19 protein-coding genes are annotated in these 20893 nt (G+C 66.7%); 12 read left to right on the forward strand and 7 right to left on the reverse strand.

Going from position 1 to position 20893, the window contains the following annotated elements; all coding sequences use genetic code 11:
- Positions 1–85 precede the first annotated feature (85 nt).
- The 4 genes from phnN to phnF form a co-directional block, all read right to left on the reverse strand.
- Positions 86–685, reverse strand: coding sequence for a phosphonate metabolism protein/1,5-bisphosphokinase (PRPP-forming) PhnN (gene phnN / locus MFF62_RS03950; RefSeq protein WP_238260375.1), 600 nt, complete (start codon positions 683–685; stop codon positions 86–88).
- Positions 682–1416 carry a DUF1045 domain-containing protein gene (locus MFF62_RS03955; RefSeq protein WP_238260392.1) on the reverse strand — a complete coding sequence of 245 codons (735 nt, stop codon included), beginning with the start codon at positions 1414–1416 and terminating at the stop codon, positions 682–684. The genes phnN and MFF62_RS03955 overlap by 4 nt, the downstream gene beginning before the upstream one ends.
- Positions 1413–2615: an alpha-D-ribose 1-methylphosphonate 5-triphosphate diphosphatase gene (locus MFF62_RS03960; protein ID WP_238260394.1), complete on the reverse strand. Its 1203-nt coding sequence runs from the start codon at positions 2613–2615 to the stop codon at positions 1413–1415. Before MFF62_RS03960 ends, MFF62_RS03955 begins: the two co-directional genes overlap by 4 nt.
- 97 nt (positions 2616–2712) lie before the next feature.
- Positions 2713–3447, reverse strand: coding sequence for a phosphonate metabolism transcriptional regulator PhnF (gene phnF / locus MFF62_RS03965; RefSeq protein ID WP_238260396.1), 735 nt, complete (start codon positions 3445–3447; stop codon positions 2713–2715).
- 182 nt (positions 3448–3629) lie between these two features.
- Here phnF and phnG point away from each other — a divergent pair, with 182 nt between their 5' ends.
- The 8 genes from phnG to MFF62_RS04005 all read left to right on the forward strand — a co-directional run bounded on the left by phnG (position 3630) and on the right by MFF62_RS04005 (position 10309).
- Positions 3630–4118, forward strand: a complete 489-nt coding sequence (gene phnG / locus MFF62_RS03970; RefSeq protein ID WP_238260416.1) for a phosphonate C-P lyase system protein PhnG — start codon at positions 3630–3632, stop codon at positions 4116–4118.
- Position 4119: 1 nt separating this feature from the next.
- Positions 4120–4749: a phosphonate C-P lyase system protein PhnH gene (gene phnH, locus MFF62_RS03975; protein ID WP_238260418.1), complete on the forward strand. Its 630-nt coding sequence runs from the start codon at positions 4120–4122 to the stop codon at positions 4747–4749.
- Between the two features lies 1 nt (position 4750).
- Positions 4751–5893: a carbon-phosphorus lyase complex subunit gene (locus MFF62_RS03980; RefSeq protein ID WP_238260420.1), complete on the forward strand. Its 1143-nt coding sequence runs from the start codon at positions 4751–4753 to the stop codon at positions 5891–5893.
- Positions 5890–6792, forward strand: coding sequence for an alpha-D-ribose 1-methylphosphonate 5-phosphate C-P-lyase PhnJ (locus tag MFF62_RS03985; RefSeq protein ID WP_238260422.1), 903 nt, complete (start codon positions 5890–5892; stop codon positions 6790–6792). The genes MFF62_RS03980 and MFF62_RS03985 overlap by 4 nt, the downstream gene beginning before the upstream one ends.
- Positions 6789–7565 carry a phosphonate C-P lyase system protein PhnK gene (gene phnK / locus MFF62_RS03990; protein WP_238260429.1) on the forward strand — a complete coding sequence of 259 codons (777 nt, stop codon included), beginning with the start codon at positions 6789–6791 and terminating at the stop codon, positions 7563–7565. Before MFF62_RS03985 ends, phnK begins: the two co-directional genes overlap by 4 nt.
- A gap of 2 nt (positions 7566–7567) precedes the next feature.
- Entirely contained in the window at positions 7568–8311 is a 744-nt protein-coding gene (gene phnL, locus MFF62_RS03995) for a phosphonate C-P lyase system protein PhnL (RefSeq protein WP_404990608.1), read from the forward strand.
- 36 nt (positions 8312–8347) lie between these two features.
- Positions 8348–9547 carry an alpha-D-ribose 1-methylphosphonate 5-triphosphate diphosphatase gene (locus MFF62_RS04000; protein ID WP_238260431.1) on the forward strand — a complete coding sequence of 400 codons (1200 nt, stop codon included), beginning with the start codon at positions 8348–8350 and terminating at the stop codon, positions 9545–9547.
- A gap of 234 nt (positions 9548–9781) precedes the next feature.
- Entirely contained in the window at positions 9782–10309 is a 528-nt protein-coding gene (locus MFF62_RS04005; protein WP_238260432.1) for a hypothetical protein, read from the forward strand.
- Positions 10310–10333: 24 nt separating this feature from the next.
- Here the strand turns inward: MFF62_RS04005 and MFF62_RS04010 are convergent, their stop codons facing one another.
- On the reverse strand, positions 10334–10942 hold the full coding sequence (locus MFF62_RS04010) for a peroxidase-related enzyme (RefSeq protein ID WP_238260434.1): 609 nt from the start codon (positions 10940–10942) through the stop codon (positions 10334–10336).
- Between the two features lie 182 nt (positions 10943–11124).
- Between MFF62_RS04010 and waaC the strand changes: the two genes are divergently transcribed.
- Positions 11125–12126 (forward strand): lipopolysaccharide heptosyltransferase I, encoded by a 1002-nt coding sequence (gene waaC, locus MFF62_RS04015; protein ID WP_238260436.1) that lies wholly within the window; start codon positions 11125–11127, stop codon positions 12124–12126.
- 103 nt (positions 12127–12229) lie between these two features.
- Here waaC and msbA read toward each other — a convergent pair whose 3' ends face one another.
- Positions 12230–13963, reverse strand: a complete 1734-nt coding sequence (gene msbA, locus MFF62_RS04020) for a lipid A export permease/ATP-binding protein MsbA (protein WP_238261199.1) — start codon at positions 13961–13963, stop codon at positions 12230–12232.
- A 345-nt stretch (positions 13964–14308) separates the two neighbouring features.
- On the opposite strand from msbA, the gene MFF62_RS04025 reads away from it, so the two are divergent.
- From MFF62_RS04025 to MFF62_RS04035, 3 genes are read left to right on the forward strand one after another with little or no spacing between them, the layout of a single operon-like run.
- Positions 14309–15634, forward strand: a complete 1326-nt coding sequence (locus tag MFF62_RS04025; RefSeq protein ID WP_238260438.1) for an O-antigen ligase family protein — start codon at positions 14309–14311, stop codon at positions 15632–15634.
- A gap of 25 nt (positions 15635–15659) precedes the next feature.
- Positions 15660–16433 carry a glycosyltransferase family 2 protein gene (locus tag MFF62_RS04030; RefSeq protein WP_283205309.1) on the forward strand — a complete coding sequence of 258 codons (774 nt, stop codon included), beginning with the start codon at positions 15660–15662 and terminating at the stop codon, positions 16431–16433.
- Positions 16430–17281: a glycosyltransferase family 2 protein gene (locus MFF62_RS04035; protein WP_238260449.1), complete on the forward strand. Its 852-nt coding sequence runs from the start codon at positions 16430–16432 to the stop codon at positions 17279–17281. Before MFF62_RS04030 ends, MFF62_RS04035 begins: the two co-directional genes overlap by 4 nt.
- A gap of 45 nt (positions 17282–17326) precedes the next feature.
- Here MFF62_RS04035 and dnaE read toward each other — a convergent pair whose 3' ends face one another.
- On the reverse strand, positions 17327–20836 hold the full coding sequence (dnaE, locus tag MFF62_RS04040; RefSeq protein WP_238260451.1) for a DNA polymerase III subunit alpha: 3510 nt from the start codon (positions 20834–20836) through the stop codon (positions 17327–17329).
- Positions 20837–20893 lie beyond the last annotated feature (57 nt).

Below are 20893 nucleotides of genomic sequence, written 5' to 3' on the forward strand. Positions count from 1 at the left end.
GCAGGGGAAGTGAGTAGATGAAGTTTAAAAAGGGCTGGCCGTCATCGACGTGCCAGCCCTTTTTGCTGCCTGGTTGTTGCTCGATTCAGGCGATAGGGGCGTTAGGGACGATGGGATGTGCCGTGCGGACCAGGTCAACGAAGCGTGCGGCCGAATCCTCCAGCGCCCCACTGTTGTCGATTTCCACGAGCCGGCAGCCAGCGGGTACGTCGAACGCCTGGGTGGCGCGTTCCAGACGCCGGGCAATCGACGCTTCGCATTCACGCCCGCGCTGACGCAGCCGGGTGGCCAACACGTCAGGCTTGACCCGCACATGCACGGCACAAAGCGACGGATAGCGTGCCGCAGCGGCCGGCAGGTACTCGCGGGAGCCGTTCACCACTACCTTGAGCCCGCGCGCGAGCCATTGCTCGATTTCCGTGCCTATGCCGTAGTGCAGGCCGTGGCTCTGCCAGTGCATGGCCAGGCAGCCATGGGCCACGCGGCGCGTGAACTCTTCGGTGGACAGCGCCACCGACGCCTCGTTGGCATCGGCCGCGCGCGTGATGTAGCGATGCGCGATTACGACGGGGTCAGCCGGGTCCAGCCGTTCACGCAGCGCGCGCAGCAGCGAGTCCTTGCCGCTGCCGGACGGACCCATCACGTAGAACAGGCCGTTGCCGTCGGCGTTGGGGCGCGCGCTCATGCGTCCAGGTACGCCGCGCCGGCGCCATCCGTTGTGGTGCCGTCGAAGCGGTAGTGCCGCGCCGCGATGAAGTCGGCCCCGGGTTCCGGTTGCACATAGACGCTGATGCCATCCACGTGCAGCGGCTGCGCCAGCAGTGCGCCACCCGCGTCCGACAGCATGTCGAAGGCCGACGCTTCGTCAGCCGCGTCGAGCATGCCGGTCAGCGTGATGTGGAATGTGAACGTATCGAACACGTAGGGGTAGCCCCACGCGTCGAGGTGCTTGCGTTGCGCGGTACTCAGCTTAGCGGGATCACGGCGCGCGATCTCGGCCTCGGTGGGCGGCGCGCGGAAGCGGTCGAATTCGGTCACGCAGGCATCGGCCAGCGCATGCATCCGGCGTCCGCCCGGCCCCGTGGCATCGGCCAGGCACCACGCCAGGAAGCCGCGCAGCGCGCGCAGCGCCAGCGGCGCCTCGAACGGCTGGTGTACCGCAGCGAAAGCCCGCGCGGCGCTGTCGAGATGGGCCGCGTCGGTGCCCTCGGCCAGCCGGAATGGCGGCTTCAGCGTGGCGTGCAGCGCGTAGTGCGCGGGCGCCTTGACCCAGCCGTCGGGACGCTTGGCGATACCTTCGGGCAGGGGCAGCGGCTCGCCGGTATCGGCATCGCGCCCGAGCCATTGCGCGCCGAAGCTGCGAAACGGCTCGGCCGGTGCCAGATAGATGGCGTAGCGATGGGCGGCGCGGCTCATGCCGCCAGGCTCGCTTCGTCCGCCAGGTCGATCATCGGCAATGCGGCGGCCGCGTGGCGCAGTTCGCCGTTGACGATCGTGCCGCAAACGCGCGGCAAGCCGGGCAGGCTGTCGTCGATCAGCACTGCGTCGGCACGCATGCCAGGCACCAGCGCGCCACGGTCGCGCAGGCCAGCGGCGCGCGCGGGGTTGCGCGACACCAGGTGCCAGGCTTCCGGCAGGCCGCAGACGCCAAGCTGCACGAGCTTGAACGCTGCCTGCAGCGGCGCGGGATAGTAGTAGTCCGACGCCAGCACCGTGCACAGGCCGGCGGCAATCATCTCGGTGGCGTTCGGCGCGCCGGTATGGCTCTGGCCGCGCAGCACGTTGGGGGCACCGAACACGGTCTCGTCGCCGATCTGGCGTGCCAGCTTGGCCACTTCCACGGTGAGCGGGAATTCGGCGATGGCGCAACCCTGGCGATGGTAGTGCTGGCGCGTGGCCACATCGGGATCGTCGTGCGATGCCACCGGCAGGCCTGCGGCGCGCGCCGCGGCAATCAGTTCCGACACGGCGGCCGGCACATCCTGCGCATGGCGGCTGGCGGTGCGCAGACGCGTGCGGAACGCCTCCATGTCGCATTCGGCGCGCTCGGCATACTGCGCCAGCTTGCGGTCGTCGTTCATGCGGCGCGCCATGGTGGGCAGGTGATCGTTGATGGCCAGCAGGTTCACGCGGCCGTCAGCCATCCATTGCAGCGCGGTGCTCACACCGGCCAGGTGGTAAGCCTCGAAGCGCAGGTGCACCTTGTGCGATGCGCCCAGCACGGGTTCAAGCTGCGCCAGCGCATCGAACATGCGCAGTGCGTAGGCTTCGCCACGCAGGCCGCCTTCCCACGACAGGGTCACGCCATGGAATTCGGTCGTGATGCCGTGCGCCAGCAACTGGCGGTCCACGTCGAGCAGCGCCGGGCCGTACGGAAAGCTCACGCCGGGACGCGGCATCACCGAGCGTTCGAATGCATCGCCATGAATGTCGACGATGCCAGGCAGCACCAGCAGGTCACCTGCGTCAATGCACGGGCCGCTGCTCGCCACTTGCTGGGCGATGTTGCCTTGCTCGAAGCCCAGCGTGGCCGGGGCGATGGTGCCGGCACCCAGGACACGGCGTCCCGTGATGCCGCGCAGCGGAAGCGAATAGGATTGGGTAGTCGTTTGCATGATCGGCTTTGATGTTCACCAGCAAATTAGCGCCAGCACATGACATACATATGTCTAGACCAATGTGACTCTGCTGCGGAAACCCGCAGCATGTCTGTCAGTCGTTGTCGGACACCGTAAGCTGCACCCAGTCGCCCGCAAAGCGGGTCATGCTGTACTGCAGCGGCACATCGTCGATGTCGACGTTGAGCGCCTCCACTTGCAGCACCGGGCGCGTCTTGGGTTGATTGAGCAGGCGTGCCACCGGCGCGCTGGGCATGGCGGCCGTGATGCGCGACCACTTGCGCGTGTAGTCGGCAATGCCGAACTGCGTCAGCGCGCGCGAGATCGATCGCGATTCACGCACCGCCTCTTCCAGACCCGGAAAGCGCTTGGGGTCGAAGTAGTGCTCGGCCACGTCGATGGTGCGCGCCTCGGCCTTGCCCACCATCTGGATGTGCAGGATGTCGGCGTTGCGCGCCAGCCCCAGGTGCTTGGCGATCTCGGGCGCACGCAGCGTCTGGCTATCCACCACTTCCAGGTGCCCGCGCATGCCTTGCGCGGCAAGGTTCTGCGAAAAGCGCGTGCGGCGGCCAATCGCGTAGTCGATCGCATGTTCCTGCACGAACGTGCCGCGCCCTTGCTCGATGCGCACCAGTCCGCTCAGCTCCAGCTCGCCCATCGCGCGCCGGATGGTGTGGCGGTTGACGGCAAAGCGCGTCGCCAGTTCGGGCTCCGGCGGCAACTGCTCGCCGGGGCCATAGAGTTTGTTGCGGATGTCATCCGCCAGCGCCTCGCCAATCTGGCGCCACACCGCCACGCCGGAGCCCCGCTCCACTTCCCGTTCAGACATCTTCCGTTCTGCCCCGTGTCATCAAGACTTAATGATTGCCGTGCGATTGTGCCCGAGTCGCAGGCGCTTGCGGCGTGTCCGAGCAAAACCCCGACCCGTCACGAAACGTTCATGTCCCTGTGTTCTAGTATCGCCGTGTTGTGTTAGTGTACATCTAAACGTATAGACGTATAGGGGTGATCATGCAAAGCGAAACCGCCAACCAGGCCAAAGTGGCCCGCGCCGCGTGGCTGCGGGTACTGGCGCTGGCCCATTCCGAAGCGCTCGACGCGGCCTATGGCCGACTGTCGGATGCCGCCGCCCTGCCCGCGTACCGCCTGCTGCGCAAGCCGGAGTCGGGCATGGCCATGGTGCGCGCACGTGCGGGCGGCACTGGCGCGCAGTTCAACCTGGGTGAAATGTCGGTCACACGCTGCGCCGTGGTGCTCAATGAAATGCAGGGCGAGCCGGCCACGGCCGGCGTGTCCTATGTACAAGGCCGCGGGCAGCGCCATGCCGAACAGGCAGCCGTGCTCGACGCCCTGCTGCAGCGCCCCGCCTGGCACCAGCGCGTGCAGGACATCGTCATCGCGCCGCTGGCGCAGGCGCTGACCGAACGCGCGGCCACGCAGGCTGCTACCGCCGCGCAAACCCGCGTGGAGTTCTTCACGATGGCCCGCGGAGAAGACTGACATGCCGTCCACCCTGAATTCGATGCAAACGTCCGCCGCTGCTTCCGCCACCTCGCTGTTGCCGGGCTTCGACAACCCCGTAGATGATGCCCAGGCCGTTTTCCGCGCCACGCTCGAAGCGTTTGCCCACCCGGGCCGCCTGGAAACGCTGCCGGCTACCAGCGGCCTGCCCGATGGCCTGTCGCCCGCGCTGGCCGCGCTGCTGCTGACGCTGGCCGATCCCGATACCCCGGTCTGGTTGCCCGCCGATACCCCGGCCGCCGCGCGCGCGTTCCTGCGTTTCCACTGCGGCTGCCCACTGGTCGACACCGTGGCCGATGCCACGTTCGTCTGCGTACCCGCCGGCCACGCCATGCCCGCGCTGATCGACTGTGCGCAGGGCCTGCCCGCCTATCCGGACCGCTCCGCCACGCTGATCGCCGAAGTGGCATCGCTGCACGACGGCGACGCGCTCACGCTTTCCGGCCCCGGCATCGAGACTACCCAGCCGCTGCGCGTACGTGGCCTGCCGGCGGATTTCCGCCCGGCCTGGCGCGCCAACAACGCGCGCTTTCCGCTGGGTGTGGACCTGCTGCTGGCCAGCGGCGACCAATTCTGCGCCATGACGCGCACCACGCACATCGAGGACTGACATGTATGTAGCCGTCAAGGGTGGCGAACGCGCCATCCTCAATTCCTACCAGATGCTCGATACGTACCGCCGTGGCGACACGTCGGTCCCCGAACTGACGCTGGCGCAGATTCGCGAGCAGATGCCGCTGGCCGTGGCGCGCGTGATGGCCGAAGGCTCGCTGTACGACCCGCACCTGGCCGCGCTGGCCATCAAGCAGGCGGCCGGCGACCAGATCGAGGCCATCTTCCTGCTGCGCGCATACCGCACCACGCTGGCCCGTTTTGGCTACACGCAGGCCATCGACACCGGCACCATGAAGCTGCAGCGCCGCATCTCGTCGACGTTCAAGGACGTGCCCGGCGGCCAGGTGCTGGGACCGACCTACGACTACACGCAGCGCCTGCTCGACTTCACGCTCGAAGCGGGACGCGATCCGGCACCGCTGGCACCGTCGCCGGAACCGCTGGCCGCGAGCATGCCGCGCGTGACGGGCCTGCTGGAAGCCGAAGCACTGGTGGAAGCCGACACGATTCCCGCCGGCGACCCCACGCCGCCCGACCTCACGCGCGAACCGCTGACTTTTCCGGCCGGGCGTCCCGCACGGCTGCAGAACCTGGCGCGCGCCGACGAAGGCTTCCTGCTGGCGATGGGATACTCGACGCAGCGCGGCTATGGCAACTCGCATCCGTTTGCCGCCGAGATCCGCTACGGCAGCACCGAGGTGGAGATGTTCATCGAGGAACTCGGCTTTGTCGTGACCATCGGCGAGGTAGAGGTCACCGAGTGCCAGATGGTGAGCCAGTTCGCCGGCAATGCCGACGAAGCGCCGCGCCTGACGCGCGGCTATGGACTGACCTTCGGCTACAACGAACGCAAGGCCATGTCGATGGCGCTGGCCGATCGTGCCATGCGCGCCGAGGAGCTTGGCGAGGCCGCCGACAACCCGGCCAACGATATCGAATTCATGCTTTACCACAGCGACAACGTCGAGGCGTCGGGCTTCACGCAGCACTTGAAGCTGCCGCACTACGTGGACTTCCAGGCCAACCTGGAACTGCTGCGCCGCCTGCGCGCCGAGCAGGCCCCGCAGTCACCGGCGGCATCGCAGTCTTCGCCCACGTCGCAACCATCGACCAAGCCCCAAGAGGAGTCGCTGGCATGAACGCCGCCACCGCAACCCAAGACACCACCGTCGTCCGCGACGAGCACTACAACTTCGGCTACCTCGACGAATCCACCAAGCGCATGCTGCGCCGCGCGCTGCTCAAGGCGGTGGCGATTCCCGGCTACCAGGTGCCGTTCGGCAGCCGCGAGATGCCGCTGCCCTATGGCTGGGGCACGGGCGGCATCCAGGTGACCACCGCGATCATCGGCCGCCAGGACGTGCTCAAGGTCATCGACCAGGGTTCTGACGACACCACCAACGCCATCAACATCCGCCGCTTCTTCGGCCGCGTGACCGGCGTGCAGACCACCGAGCGCACCGCCGAGGCGACCATCGTGCAGACGCGCCACCGCATTCCGGAAACGAAGCTGCGCGCCGGCCAGACCATGGTCTACCAGGTGCCCATTCCCGAGCCGCTGCGCTGGCTGGAACCGAGCGAGACCGAGACGCGCACGATGCATGCGCTGGCCGAGTATGGATCGATGCACGTGAAGCTCTACGAGGACATCGCGCACCACGGCCATATCGCCACCACGTACGACTATCCGGTGATCGTCAACCAGCGCTACATGATGCGTCCGTCGCCGATCCCGAAGTTCGACAACCCCAAGCTCGACCGCAGCCCCGCGCTGATGCTGTTCGGCGCCGGCCGCGAAAAGCGCGTCTATGCCGTGCCGCCGTACACGTCGGTCAAGAGCCTGGACTTTGTCGACCACCCGTTCACCGTCGAGAAGTGGTCGAGCTGCTGCGCGCAATGCGGCGCCACCGACAGCTACCTGGACGAAATCATCACCGACGATGCCGGCACGCGCATGTTCGTGTGCTCGGACACCGAGTACTGCGCAGACCGCCAGGCCGGACAAGCCGTCAAGCAAGCCGCCGGAGGCCAACCATGAACGCCACGCCACTGCTTTCCGTCAGCGACCTGACGCACACCTGGGACGGCGTGCACGGCTGCCATGACGTCAACTTCGACCTGTACCCCGGCGAGGTGCTGTGCGTGGTCGGTGAGTCGGGCTCGGGCAAAAGCACGCTGCTGCAGGCGCTGTCGATGCAGGTCAAGGCCCAGCGCGGCAGCATCCGCTACGACATGCGCGAGACCGGCCTGACCGACCTGGGCACGCTGTCCAGCGCACGCATGCGGCTGCTGGCCCGTACCGACTGGGGCTTCGTGCGCCAGCACGCCCGCGACGGGCTGCGCATGCAGGTCAGCGCCGGCGCCAATATCGCCGAGCGGCTGATGGCCGTGGGCAATCGCCACTACGGCGACCTGCGTGAAATCGCCGGCGCGTGGCTGGAGAAAATGGAAATCGACCTGGGGCGCCTGGACGACGTGCCGAGCACGTTCTCGGGCGGCATGCAGCAACGGCTGCAGATCGCGCGCAACCTGGTCACGCATCCGCGCCTGGTGTTCATGGACGAACCCACCGCGTCGCTGGACGTGTCCGTGCAGGCGCGCCTGCTGGACCTGATGCGCCGCCTGGTGACCGACCTGGGCCTGGCCGCCATCCTGGTGACGCACGACCTGGCCGTGGCGCGGCTGCTGGCCCACCGCACGCTCGTGATGCAGGGCGGACGCGTGGTGGAGCAAGGCCTGACCGACCAGATCCTCGACGACCCGCAGCACCCGTACACGCAGCTGCTGGTTTCTTCCATCCTGCAGGGTTGACCATGATGCAAGCAGACTCCAACAAGCTGATCGAGGTGCGCGGCCTCGGCAAGATGTTCACGTTGCACAACCAGGGCGGCATCCGCCTGCCCGTGCTGCAGGCCATCGACTTCGACGCGTCGCGCGGCGAGTGCCTGGTGCTGTCGGGCCGCTCCGGCACCGGCAAGAGCACGCTGCTGCGCTGCCTGTACGGCAACTACCTGGCCACCGAAGGCACTATCCGCCTGCGCGATACGAGCGAAGCGGGCGAGCCCTGGGTGGAACTGACCAACGCCCCCGAGCAGCGCGTGCTGAAGCTGCGCCGCGACGTGATCGGCTACGTCTCGCAATTCCTGCGCGCCATCCCGCGCGTGTCCGCGCTCGACGTGGTGGCCGACCCGATGCAGCAACGCGGCGCCAGCCACGAGGAAGCCCGCGCTCGTGCCGCCACGCTGCTGGAACGGCTGAACCTGCCGCGCCGGCTGTGGGACCTGCCGCCGGCCACGTTCTCGGGCGGTGAGCAGCAGCGCGTGAACATCGCACGCGGCCTGATCGGCGGTCATCCGATCCTGCTGCTCGACGAGCCGACGGCATCGCTGGACGCCGACAACCGCGCTGTCGTGATCGAGTTGATTCGCGAAGCGCTGGCAGAAGGCCGCGCGCTGATCGGCATCTTCCACGACGAAGCCGTGCGCGATGCCGTGGCCACGCGTGCGCTGCCGCTGCAGCCCGTTGCGACCGCCGCCGCCACCGCCGCCAACGCCTGACACCCGAAGCCTGACGCCCCTGAAACGGAACCGGACATGTCCTCTACCTACCTTACGCACGCGACGCTGGTATTGCCCGACCGCGTGCTGCACGACAGCGCGCTGCTGATCGCCGACGGCCGGATCGCCGCCATCGAACCCGCGTCGGCGCCTGTTGACGCCGACGTGATCGACCTGCGCGGCCACACCGTGATGCCGGGCCTGATCGACGTGCACTGCGACGCCATCGAGAAGGAAGCCGAGCCGCGCGCCAACGTGTTGTTTCCGCTCGACTTCGCCGTGGCCCAGGTCGACCGCCGCAACGCCGCCGCGGGCATCACCACGCCGTACCACGCGCTGTCCTTCGCCAGCAACCAGTTCGGCGTGCGCAACAACGACACCGCCGCCACGCTGGTGCGCGCCGTGCACGGGTACCGCAAGCACAGCCTGGTCGACAACCGCATCCACTGCCGCTACGAAGTGACCGACGCGGCCGCCGTGCCGGTGCTGGAAATGCTGATGGCCGAGGGCGTGGTGGACCTGCTGTCCGTGATGGACCACTCGCCGGGCCAGGGCCAGTTCAAGACGCTGGACGCCTACCTTTCGTACATGATGGGCAACCACGGCATGAGCCGCGAGGAAGCGGCCAACGCCGCCGCCAAGAAGTCCGCCGAGTTGGACGGCGCCGCCGAGCGCGTCAACCGCCTGGTGTCGAAGGCGCACGCGCTGGGCATTCCCACCGCCAGCCACGACGACGATTCGCCGCAGCGCATCGCCGCCATGCAGGCGCTGGGCGTGCGCATGAGCGAATTCCCGATCAACCTGGAGACGGCCCGGGCGGCGTCGACGCACGCGCTGCCGACCATCCTGGGCGCGCCGAACGTGCTGCGCGGCAAGAGCCAGAGTGGATCGATGCGCGCCATCGACGCCGTTCAGGCCGGCGTGGGTGACATCCTCTGTTCGGACTACCAGCCGTCGACGCTGATCGCCGCCGCCTTTGCGGCAGCGCGTCTGGCCGAGCTGCCGCTAAACCAGGCATTGGCGCTGGTCAGCGCCAATCCGGCCGATGCCTGCCTGCTGGACGATCGCGGCCGCCTGCTGCCGGGCAAGCGCGCCGACGTGATCGCCGTGGCCAGCGTGGCCGGGCAGCCGCTGGTCACGCACACGTGGTCCGCCGGACGCCTGGTGTTTGCCGCCGGCTACCCGGCCGTACAGCATGCGGCGCCGCATGCCGAAGCGCTGCAGGCCGTGGCCTGACGGTTAGCCCGGGCGCGCGTTCAAACGCGCGTTCTGCAAACGATTCAGAAAGCAATTCGGCAAGAAAAAAGGCCGCGCATCGCATCCCGATCCGGGGTGCCGCGCGGCCACATCCATTGACTATAGACGGCCGTCCTCAACGCTGCACGTTGGGACTAGTCCTCATCACATACCGCTGGCCTTTGCCCTGCGATCCCCTACTCTGAAGATGGCGGGAGCCGCGAGGGGGTCAACATGAAGTCAAGACGCATTACAGTGCCAGCCATGCTGGCCATTTTCATTTGCGCGGGTTGCGCGGATCTGCTGCCGCAACGCATCGACCGATCCCCGCCGCTGGCCGGCCCCAATGTCAACGTCGACAAGGTGTACCCACCTTCGCCGCAAGAGCGCGCCACGCCGATTGCCGCGCGCGAGATCAACATGAGCGGTACCTGCAAGCGCACCGAGGAAGATGGCTTCCGAGAGGATGCCGTGGTGCGGGTGTCCCACAATGCCGTGCAGACGCTGAGCTGGAAGCTCTGGGTGTCGCGCAAGGGCTCGTGCCGGTTTGACCTGGAGCAGTTCAAGCAGGTACAGCAGACGCCGCACATCGAACTGCACGCGGTGGACGGCGGCGGCTGCAAGCTGATGGTCTGGCAGGACCCGCGCCGCATCACGCTGGCGCATGCCCGCTGCGAGAAGTACTGCACGCCCGGCATCTACGAGCAGGCGTGGCCCGTGCTGTTCGACCCCCGTAACGGCGGTTGCGCGCAGGTGCGCTAGGACACCGGGCGGGGGCCGGTCGGGTCAGCCCTTGGACTTCGGCACGCGCCCCAACAGGAAGAACTCGTCGTTGGGCCGCATGCCGATGGTATTGGCCATGCGGTTCGACAAGCCGAAGAACGCCGTGATGGCGGCGATGTCCCAGGCGTCCTCGTCGTCGAACCCGTGCGCCCGCAGCGCGTCGAAATCGGCCTCTCCCACCGTGTGCGACGCCTCGCAGACTTTCATCGCGAAATCGAGCATCGCGCGCTGGCGCGGCGCGATATCGGCCTTGCGGTAGTTCACCGCAACCTGGTCCGCCACCAGCGGCTTCTTCTCGTAGATGCGCAGGATGGCGCCGTGGGCCACCACGCAATACAGGCACTGGTTGGCGCCCGACGTGGCGACCACGATCATCTCGCGGTCGCCCTTGGTCAGGTTGCCCGTCTCCTTGAGCATCAGCGCGTCGTGGTAGGCAAAGAACGCCCGGCATTCGTCCGGGCGGTGCGCCAGCGCCAGGAAAACGTTCGGTACGAAGCCCGCCTTTTCCTGCACCTCCAGCACGCGCTGGCGCAGATCGTCGGGCAAGCTGGCGATCTCCGGGACGGGATAACGGCTGATGGGCAGGCTCTGGGTGTGCGGCTGTGCGGTCATGGTCTCCTCCGGCTGCATCGATTTAGCCACATTCTAGACAATTCGCCACCTTCGCAACGGCATGTTTCCAAACGTAGTAAACCGCGCCAAATCGGGCATACTTACGCGGCTTGCAAGCCGGGCCGTGGCAAATCCACGTGCCTGGCCACCGATCCAACCTACTAAAAATCGCTCCCGCCCTAATGAAGCGAGTTCTTATCGTCAAGATCACGTCGCTCGGCGACGAGGTTTTTGCCCAGCCGCTGGTGGCTGACCTCAAGCGCGCCTATCCCGGCGTGCGCATCGACTGGTTCGCCGACGAGTACTGCGCCGAGGTGTGCCGCTGGAATCCCGATATCGACCGCGTGATCAGCGCCCCGCTGCGCGCCATCAAGAAGGATCGCAGCTGGACCAACGTCCGCGCGATCCTGGGCGCCATCCGGGCCCTGCGCAAGGAAAAGTACGACGCCGTGATCGACATCCATGGCGTCTACAAGAGCGCCATCGCGGTGGCCCTGACGCGCTCGACCAAGCGCTACGGCTATCCCGACCATGAACTGGGCGAAGGCGGTTCGGCGTTTGCCTATACCGACCGTCTGGCCGGCCGGGCGCCGGAAGACAACTTCTGCCAGCGCGCCCGCGTGCGCCGCGCGGTCAGCCGGGCGTTCGGCTACCCGATCACCGACAAGATGGAATACGGCCTGCAGTTGCCCGAGCCCGACAAGCTGCCCGAGCAAGGCCGCAAGGGTCCGTTTGCGTTGATCTTCCACGCCACCTCGGACGACGCCAAGAAATGGCCGCCCGAGCGCTGGATCGAGGTTGGCAAGGTCCTGAACCAGCGCGGCCTGCGCGTGCTGGTGCCGTGGGGTTCGGAATCGGAGCGCCGCGACGCCGAACTGCTGGTGGCCGGCATGCCGAATGCCGAGCTGATGGCGCGCATGAGCGTGCTGGACTGCTCGCGCATGGTCAACGCGGCCGATGTGGTGCTGGGCACCGATACCGGCTTCGTCCACATTGGCGAAGCGCTGGGCAAACCCGTGATCATGGTGTTCAACAGCACGTCGCAGCATTACTACGGCGTGCAGGAACCGGGCCGCGTCGTGGCGCTGGGCGGTGACGGCGTCACGCCCTCCACGGCCGAAGTGCTGGCCGCGCTGGAAGAGGTCTACCCCACGCCGGCAATGGCGCCCGCCGTGGCGTCCTGATCGCGCGTTTCCCCGCGCCTTAAAGAAAAATGGCGGTGAGTCCTTCCGGACTCACCGCCATTTTTCGTTGCCGGGCCGGCTTCAAGCCAGCCTTATGCCAGCGTTATGCCGCCAGTTCCTGCGTGGAGAACTGGATCCGGTGCAGGCCCGCGTACAGGCCGTTGGCCCGCAGCAGTTCGTCGTGCGTGCCGGTCTCGGCCACCTTGCCGTGATCGAGCACGACGATACGGTCGGCGTTCTCGATGGTCGACAGCCGGTGCGCGATCACCAGCGTGGTGCGGCCTACCATCAGCGCTTCCAGCGCCGACTGCACCTGGCGCTCCGATTCCGAGTCCAGCGCCGAGGTCGCCTCGTCCAGGATCAGGATCGGCGCGTCCTTGTAGATGGCCCGCGCAATGGCCATGCGCTGGCGCTGGCCGCCCGACAGCTTCATGCCGTTGTCGCCAATGTTCGTGTTCAGCCCTTCCGGCAGCGCGTTGACCACGTCGGTCAGGTGCGCGGCGGCGAGTGCACGCTTGACGCGATCCATGTCGATGGCGTCATGGTTGGCGGCGCCGTAGGCCACGTTGGCGGCCACGGTATCGTTGAACAGCACCACGTCCTGGCTGACGAACGCGATCTGGCGGCGCAGGTCGCGCAGGTTGATGTCGGTGACCGGATGGCCGTCCAGGTAGATACCACCCGAAGTCGGCTCGAAGAAGCGCGGCACCAGGTTGACCAGCGTGGTCTTGCCGCTGCCCGACGGTCCCACCAGCGCCACTACCTCGCCCGCACGGACGTGCAGGTCGATGCCCTGCAGCGCCGGCTTGCCCGCATCCGAGTACCCGAACGACACCGAACGGAAGGCCAGATCGCCCTCGGCACGGTCGATCGACCGGCCGCCTTCCTGCGGCTCGATGTGCTCGTCGATCAGCTTGAAGATCATCTCGGCGGCGGTCAGGCCACGCGTGAGCGGCTGGTTCAGGTCGGTCAGGTGCTTGAGCGGCGAGATCAGCAGCAGCATGGCCATCACGAAGCCCGTGAAGCCGCCCACAGTGGTCTGGTTGCCCTGCGCCTGCACCATGGCGATGGTGATGACCACGGAGAGCGCCAGCGCGGCCAGGAATGCCGTCACCGGCTGGTTCAGGCCGCCGGCCACCGCCATGCGCATCGAATACGCCTTCAGGCGGTTGGCCATGGTCTCGAAGCGCGACAGCTCATAGGCCTCGCCGCCGTGCAGCTTCACCACCTTGTAGCCGCCAGCCGCCTCTTCCACCACATAGGCGGCGCTGTTGGTCAGGGTCTGGTGGTCGCGGTTCAGGCGGCGCAGGCGCTTGTTCACCTTCGACATCAGGAAGCCGATCACGGGCAGGATCACCGCCACCACCAGCGTCAACTTCCAGTTCGTGTAGAACAGGTAGATCAGCAGCGCCAGCACGGTCAGCGAGTCACGCACCAGCGTGATGAACACGCTGGTCAGGATCTGCAGCACCTGGTTGACTTCGAAGATGACCGAATTGATCAGCGAAGCGGCCGGGTTGCGGTAGAAAAACTGGGCCGGGGCCTGCAGCATGCGCTCGAACATCTGCATGCGCATCTTGAACAGCACCTTGTTCGAGATCAGGTTCAGGAGGTAGCCCGACGCAAACTGGGCCACGCCCCGGATCAGCGCCACGCCGGTCAGGATGGCCGGCACGTGCCAGAGCCGGCCGGCGTAGTCGCCGCCAAAGCCCTTGTCCAGCAGGTCGTTCACCACCTTCGGAATCACGCCTTCGCTGGCCGCCACCACCGCCATCGCCACGATGGCCGCAATGAAAACCTTCAGTTCGGGGCGCAGGTAGGACCAAAGCCGGCGCATCAGCGTGGACGAGCTGTCGTCCTGCTGGCCTTGCCTGGTCGCGTCTGTGTTGGATGTCAAAAGTTTTCTCGCTTCTGCGTTTGGGAATAGCGGCGGATTGACGGTCGCCGGGAAACGCCTCGCCGGACTGGCGCCCGGTCGGGACGCCTGATCAATAGCGCTATAATGCCGAGTTCGTGTAGGCCGCTTAGCCTACATTCGACCCACCTGTTGTGAGCCCGACGATGCTTCGGCCCGGTTTTTCGGGAGACGATGAAGCGGCAATTGTTACCGCTTCGTGGCCTGAAACAGGCAGCATTCTATCCGTTTTCCCTATCGCCTTATCCGATGCCTGTTGAATTTGGTATGTCCACGCGCATCGCGTCGCGCTACGAGCGCCCGCTGACGTGGATCGTCGCCGCCCTGCCACTGGCCCTGATCGTCCCCGGACCGTTCCGGGATGTCATCTACGGCCTGCTTGGCGTGGCCGGCCTGGTCCTGGTGGTGCGCCAGCCGCAGATCAGGCAGGTCATCTGGCAACACAAGTGGCTGTTCGCCGCCTTCCTGTCCTACATTCCCTTTTCCGCCGCGCATATCCTGCTGCTGGGCAGCAAGGGATCGAGCATGGACAACGCGGTGCACTACCTGCTCTACGCGTTGATGGGCACCTGCGCCATTGTGCTGCCGCGCCGCATGCGCGAATGGTGCATCGGCCTGGCCGTGGCCGCGCTGGTGGCATGCGCCGTGCTGCTGGTGCAACGGTTCTGTCTGGACATCGTTCGCCCTTACGGCACGTACGGATTCAATCCGGTGACGACGACCTCGGGCGCCATCAAGTTCGCGCTCTCGATGGTGGTCATTGCCCTGCTGATGCTGGCGTTCGGCAAGTTCGGCCGCGTCACGCCCGGCCAAAAGGGCCTGCTGATGGGCATCGGCGTGCTGACGGTGGTCTGCGCGGCGCTGACGCAGAGCCGTGCGCCAATGCTGGTGGCCATCATCGTGGTCTGCGTGCTGGGCTGGCTCAATTTCACGGACCCCGTGCGGCGTGGCAAGCGCTGGCGCGGCGCGCTGATCGCCGTGTCCGTGGTGGTGGCGGCCTTTGCCGTGATCGCGCTCTACGGGCCGCTGCGCGACCGTATGGAATCCACGGTGACCGAGGTGCAACTGTGGGCGAAGGGCAAAACCCAGACCTCGACGGGCCAGCGGCTGAGCCTGTGGAACAACGCCGCCGCGATCTTCAAGTCGCATCCCGTGGCCGGTGTGGGCCTGGGCCACTTTGGCGATGCCTCGCGCGAACTGATCGCCGAAGGCAAGGCGCCGCCCGACATCGGCATCTTTGACCACGCCCACAACGAATACCTGTGCGCGCTGGCCACCGGCGGCCTGATCGGCCTGGCACAACTGCTGTGGATGTTCGGCGCGCCGATCGTCTACTTCCTCGGCCGCTTCCGCGAGGCGCGCCGAAACGGCGCCTGCGTGGCCTGGCAGGCGGCCGGACTGGCCGCCGCCCTCTCCTTCCCGTTGTTCGCGTTCACCGACTGCGTGTTCGACCGCCAGGTGGTGGTGTCCTTCTACGTCTTTGCCGTGTTCGCCCATTTCTGGGCGGTGGAAGTGCAGCGTGCCGGCGCCGGCGCCGCAGCACCCGCCACGCGGCGCGAGGCGGCGCATCGCACGCCCGCCCACTCGATTTAAGCCATACCAGGGTCCAATTCAAACCATGACAGCCCCGCAATCCTCTCGCCGCGCAACACTGAGCACGATCATTGTTGCCATGAACGAGGCACACGACATCCAGCCCTGCATCGAATCGGTCAAGGGACTCGCTTCCGAAGTGATCGTCTTCGATTCGGGCAGCACCGACGGCACGCCGCAGCTTTGCCGCGACCTGGGTGCGATCGTGGTGGAAACGGATTGGCCCGGTGACGGCCCGCAAAAGAACCGCGCGCTGAACATGGCCAAGGGCGACTGGGTGTTGTCGCTGGACGCCGACGAGCGCGTGAGCCCTGAGCTTTACCAGCGCATCAGCCGGCTGCTCGACGAACGCAGCCCGCACGACGCATTTTCCACGCCGCGCAGCTCGTTCTTCTGCGGCCGCTTCATGCGCCACTCGGGCTGGTGGCCTGACCGCATCGTCCGCCTGTTCCGCCGCGACAAGGGTCATTTCACCGACGTGCGCACCCATACTCACGTGGAAGTGCCGGGCACCACGGGCAAGCTGTCCGAGACCATCGTGCACAACGCGATCACGGACATCACCGAGGCGGTCGACAAGGCCAACCAGTACTCCAGCGCCGGCGCGCTGACGATGTTCGAGCAGGGCAAGCGCAGCTCGTTCGGCAAGGCCGTCTTCCGCGGCCTGTGGGCGTTTATCCGCACCTACGTGATCCGGCGTGGTTTCCTGGACGGCAAGCAGGGTTTCATGCTGGCCATCACCAACGCCGAAGGCACCTACTACCGCTATCTGAAGCTCTGGATGATGCAGGGCAAATGATGGCCGCCCCGCGCATCAGCCTGATCGTCAGCACCTACAACCGCCCCGCCGCGCTGTCGCTGGTGCTGGACGGCTGCCTGGACCAGGAAGTGGCGCCGGTCGAGATCATCGTGGCCGACGACGGCTCTCAGGCGGCCACCCGTGAGATCGTCGAACAGGCGCGTGCCCGCTCTGCCGTGCCGATGGTGCACGTCTGGCATCCCGACACCGGCTTCCGGCTGGCGGAAATCCGCAACAAGGCCATCGCCGCGGCGTCGGGCGACTACCTGATCTTTATCGATGGCGATTGCGTGCCGCAGCGCGATTTCGTGCGCCGGCACGGCGAACTGGCGGCACCGGGCGCGATGATGACCGGGAGCCGCATCCTGCTAGGGCCGGCGCTGACCGCCGATGTGGAAGCGCGCCAGCTTCCGGTACAACGCCAGGGCGTGGGCTTCTGGCTCGCGGCGCGGCTGCGGGGGCAGGTCAACAAGATCTTGCCGCTGGCCGCGCACTGGAACTGGCTGCCGGGGCGCGACGTCGAGACGTTCAAATGGCGCCGCATCAAGGGCTGCAACCTGGCGGCCTGGAAGCAGGATATCGAGCGTATCGACGGCTTCGACAGCACGTTCACGGGCTGGGGCCATGAAGACGCCGATTTCGTCGCGCGGCTGCACAACGCAGGCGTGCCGCGCCGCATGGGGTTCTTTGCCACCGAGGTGCTGCACCTGTGGCACAAGGAAGCCGTGCGCGCCACCGAGAACGTCAACAAGCAGCGCGTGCTGGCTCGACTGGCTTCGAAGCAGATCACGGCCGACGCGGGCCTAGCGCAGGCCCGGGGCGATACGACAACGGTGGTAACGCGGTAAGTTGGTGTTCCGCCCTCCCCCGCGTTCGGGAGAGGGCCGCCGATTTCAGTCGTAATCGACCCTGGCGCACTCGTCGCCCAGCGCGTTGCGCAGTCCCGCCAGCGCCTCGTCCGACGGCAACACCCTCCACCGCTCACCAAGGATCGTCGCGCAGCTTGCGCCCGCACTCGCATACGAGATGCGCACCCGCACGCCGGCACCGGGCTCCTGGCCGTTGGCCAGGATCGGCTCCAGCAGCTCGCGCAGCCGCGGCAGGCTGGCGCGTTGGTCGAAGCGGAGTTCCACGGCCTGCGCGTAGCGCGCCCGCGCCGCAGCCATGTCCATGACCGATTCCGCGGTAAAGCGCACGCCGCCCGTGAACGTATCGTGCCGGGCATTGCCCTGGGCGATGATCAGTTCGTCCTCGCGGAACATGTGGCGATTGGCATCGTACAGTTCGTTGAACACGGTCATTTCGATCTGCGCGGTGCCATCGTCGATCATCACGATGATCAGCTTGCCGCGCTGCGTCATCTGCGTGCGAACGCCCATGATCACACCGGCCACCACCTTGCCGCGCACGTCACGACCGTAGCCGCCGCCGTTGCCCTGCACTTCCTTTTCCAGCGCCGTCAGCGTGCCCTTGACGAAGCGCCGCACCTCGTCGCGCGAGGCGTCGAACAGGTGACCCGAGAAGTAGTAGCCCAGCGCCTGCTTTTCTTCCTGCAGCGTGCGCTTGGCCGACCAGCGCGGCTCGTCCACGAGTTCCGGACGATGCGCCTCGCCGGCGTCTTCCATGAGGTCGAACAGCGACACCTGGTTGGCCGATTCCGCCTTTTGCTCGGCCGCCTCCATCGCCATCGACACCGATGCCAGCAACTGCGCCCGGTTGTCGTTGAGGCTGTCGAACGCGCCAGCGCGGATCAGCGCCTCGATCGTGCGGCGGTTGACCTGGCGGCGGTCCACACGCTCGCAGAAGTCGAACAGGTCGGCAAACGGCTTTTCCTCGCGTGCGCGCAGGATGTCCTCGATGGCGCCCTGGCCCGAGCCCTTGATGCCACCCAGGCCGTAGCGGATGGTCTTGGCATCGGTCGGCGCAAACCGGTATTCGCTGGCGTTGACGTCTGGCGGCAGCACCTTGATGCCGTTCAGGCGGCAATCCTCATAGAGGATCTTGACCTTGTCCGTGTCGTCCATGGCCAGCGACATATTGGCTGCCAGGAATTCGGCCGGATGGTGCGCCTTGAGCCATGCCGTGTAGTACGCCAGCAGCGCGTATGCGGCCGCGTGCGACTTGTTGAAGCCGTAGCCCGCGAACTTCTCCATCAGGTCGAAGATGTCGTCGGCCTGCTGCGCCGACAGCCCGTTCTTGTCGGCGCCCTCGCGGAACAGCTCGCGATGCTTGGCCATTTCCTCGGCCTTCTTCTTGCCCATGGCCCGGCGCAGCAAGTCGGCGCCGCCCAGCGAGTAGCCGCCGATGATCTGCGCCATCTGCATCACCTGCTCCTGGTAGACCATGATGCCGTAGGTCTCCTTGAGCACGGGCTCCACGCGCGGATCGGGATACTCCACCTTCTCGCGTCCATGCTTGCGGGCACAGAAGCTCGGGATCAGGTCCATCGGACCCGGACGGTAGAGCGCCACCAGCGCGATGATGTCCTCGAAGCGGTCAGGCTTGGCGTCCTTGAGCATGCCCTGCATGCCGCGGCTTTCCAGCTGGAACACCGCCACGGTATTGGCGCTCTTGAGGATGTCGAACGCGGGGCTGTCGTCCAGCGGAATCTGGCTGCAGTTCCAGTCGGCTTTCGACGGATCCATGCGGCGGATATAGCGCTCGGCCCAGTCCAGGATCGTCAGCGTGGTCAGGCCCAGGAAGTCGAACTTGACCAGGCCGGCCGCTTCCACGTCGTCCTTGTCGTACTGGCTCACGACGCCGCTCATGCCGTCGGTGCCCTGCGTGTAGAGCGGGCAGAAATCGGTCAGGCGGCCCGGCGCGATCAGCACGCCACCGGCGTGCATGCCCACGTTACGCGTCATGCCTTCCACGCGCTGCGCCAGTTCCAGCAGCTGGCGCACTTCTTCCTCGTTGCGCTCGCGCTCGGCCAGCGCCGGCTCTTCCTTCTTGGCTTCCTCCAGCGTCACCAGCTTGCCCGGCTTGAACGGAATCAGCTTGGCGACGCTATCGACAAAGCCGTAGCCCAGGTCGAGCACACGGCCCACGTCGCGCACGGCCGCCTTGGCGGCCATGGTGCCGAACGTGGCGATCTGCGACACGGCTTCCTTGCCGTACTTTTCCTTCACGTACGTGATCACGCGATCGCGGCCGTGCTGGCAGAAGTCGATATCGAAGTCGGGCATCGACACCCGCTCCGGATTCAGGAAACGCTCGAACAGCAGCGCGTACTTGAGCGGATCGAGGTCGGTAATGCCCAGCGCGTAAGCCACCAGCGAGCCGGCACCGGAGCCCCGGCCCGGACCCACCGGCACGCCATTGTTCTTGGCCCAGTTGATAAAGTCCGCCACGATCAGGAAGTAGCCCGGGAACCCCATCTTGATGATGGTGCCGGTCTCGAACTCGAGCCGCGTGTAGTACTCCGGCCGCCTGCGCTCGCGCTCGGCGTCGTCGGGGAACAACACGGCCATGCGCTTTTCCAGGCCGTCCTTGGCCATGAAGACGAGGTAGTCGTCCAGCGACATGCCGTCGGGCGTCGGAAACAGCGGCAGGCGTGGCTTGCCCAGTTCCAGCGTCAGGTTGCAGCGCTTGGCGATCTCGACGGCATTCTGCAGCGCCGACGGAATGTCGGCGAACAGCGCGCACATCTCGTCCTGCGTCTTGAAGTACTGGTCGGTCGTGAACTTGCGCGTGCGGCGCGGGTTGGCCAGCAATTCGCCCTCGGCGATGCAGACACGCGCCTCGTGCGCCGTGAAGTCGTCCGGCGTCATGAACTGCACCGGATGCGTGGCCACCACCGGCAGCTTTAGCGACGCGGCCAGTTGCACCGCCTGCGGCACGTAGGCATCGGTACCGGGCTGGCCGGCGCGCTGCAGTTCGATGTAGAAGCGTCGCGGAAACACGCGGGCCCAATGCTCGGCCGCGCGGCGCGCGCCGTCGGGGTTGCCGTTGGCCAGAGCCAGGCCCACGTCGCCGCCCATCGCGCCGGACAGCGCGATCAGGCCGGTTGCCAGCGGCAGGCCTTCCTCGCCCGGCTCCTCGAACCAGCCGGGTTCGAACTCGGCGCGGCCGCGATGCTGGTTGCCCAGCCAGGCGCGGGACAGTAGCGAGCAGAGGTTCAGGTAGCCGATGCGGTCTTGCACCAGCAGCAGCATGCGTGCGGGCTTGTCGCGGTCATCGGCATTGGTCAGCCAGACGTCGGCGCCGACGACGGGCTTGACGCCGCCGCCACGGGCTTCCTTGTAGAAGCGGATCAGGCCAAACGCATTGGCGAGGTCGGTCAGCGCAAGGGCGCCCATGCCATCACGGGCGGCGGCCTTGACGGCGTCATCGAGTCGGACGATACCGTCAACGACCGAGTATTCGGAATGCAGGCGAAGGTGTACGAAGCGGGGTGCGGACATAGGGCGCCATTGTACCGGCTTGCCTCGCCGGCATCCTTGGGAGTTTCGCAAAGTGAC

Origin of the sequence: Cupriavidus pauculus, from assembly GCF_022179805.1 — a bacterium.
GTDB classification, from domain to species: domain Bacteria; phylum Pseudomonadota; class Gammaproteobacteria; order Burkholderiales; family Burkholderiaceae; genus Cupriavidus; species Cupriavidus pauculus_E.

Coding starts and splice junctions, on each gene's coding strand:
- phnN (WP_238260375.1), bottom strand. CDS start 685: ATGAGCGCGCGCCCCAACGCCGACGGCAACGGCCTGTTCTACGTGATG.
- MFF62_RS03955 (WP_238260392.1), bottom strand. CDS start 1,416: ATGAGCCGCGCCGCCCATCGCTACGCCATCTATCTGGCACCGGCCGAG.
- MFF62_RS03960 (WP_238260394.1), bottom strand. CDS start 2,615: ATGCAAACGACTACCCAATCCTATTCGCTTCCGCTGCGCGGCATCACG.
- phnF (WP_238260396.1), bottom strand. CDS start 3,447: ATGTCTGAACGGGAAGTGGAGCGGGGCTCCGGCGTGGCGGTGTGGCGC.
- phnG (WP_238260416.1), top strand. CDS start 3,630: ATGCAAAGCGAAACCGCCAACCAGGCCAAAGTGGCCCGCGCCGCGTGG.
- phnH (WP_238260418.1), top strand. CDS start 4,120: ATGCCGTCCACCCTGAATTCGATGCAAACGTCCGCCGCTGCTTCCGCC.
- MFF62_RS03980 (WP_238260420.1), top strand. CDS start 4,751: ATGTATGTAGCCGTCAAGGGTGGCGAACGCGCCATCCTCAATTCCTAC.
- MFF62_RS03985 (WP_238260422.1), top strand. CDS start 5,890: ATGAACGCCGCCACCGCAACCCAAGACACCACCGTCGTCCGCGACGAG.
- phnK (WP_238260429.1), top strand. CDS start 6,789: ATGAACGCCACGCCACTGCTTTCCGTCAGCGACCTGACGCACACCTGG.
- phnL (WP_404990608.1), top strand. CDS start 7,568: ATGATGCAAGCAGACTCCAACAAGCTGATCGAGGTGCGCGGCCTCGGC.
- MFF62_RS04000 (WP_238260431.1), top strand. CDS start 8,348: ATGTCCTCTACCTACCTTACGCACGCGACGCTGGTATTGCCCGACCGC.
- MFF62_RS04005 (WP_238260432.1), top strand. CDS start 9,782: ATGAAGTCAAGACGCATTACAGTGCCAGCCATGCTGGCCATTTTCATT.
- MFF62_RS04010 (WP_238260434.1), bottom strand. CDS start 10,942: ATGACCGCACAGCCGCACACCCAGAGCCTGCCCATCAGCCGTTATCCC.
- waaC (WP_238260436.1), top strand. CDS start 11,125: ATGAAGCGAGTTCTTATCGTCAAGATCACGTCGCTCGGCGACGAGGTT.
- msbA (WP_238261199.1), bottom strand. CDS start 13,963: ATGCGCCGGCTTTGGTCCTACCTGCGCCCCGAACTGAAGGTTTTCATT.
- MFF62_RS04025 (WP_238260438.1), top strand. CDS start 14,309: ATGTCCACGCGCATCGCGTCGCGCTACGAGCGCCCGCTGACGTGGATC.
- MFF62_RS04030 (WP_283205309.1), top strand. CDS start 15,660: ATGACAGCCCCGCAATCCTCTCGCCGCGCAACACTGAGCACGATCATT.
- MFF62_RS04035 (WP_238260449.1), top strand. CDS start 16,430: ATGATGGCCGCCCCGCGCATCAGCCTGATCGTCAGCACCTACAACCGC.
- dnaE (WP_238260451.1), bottom strand. CDS start 20,836: ATGTCCGCACCCCGCTTCGTACACCTTCGCCTGCATTCCGAATACTCG.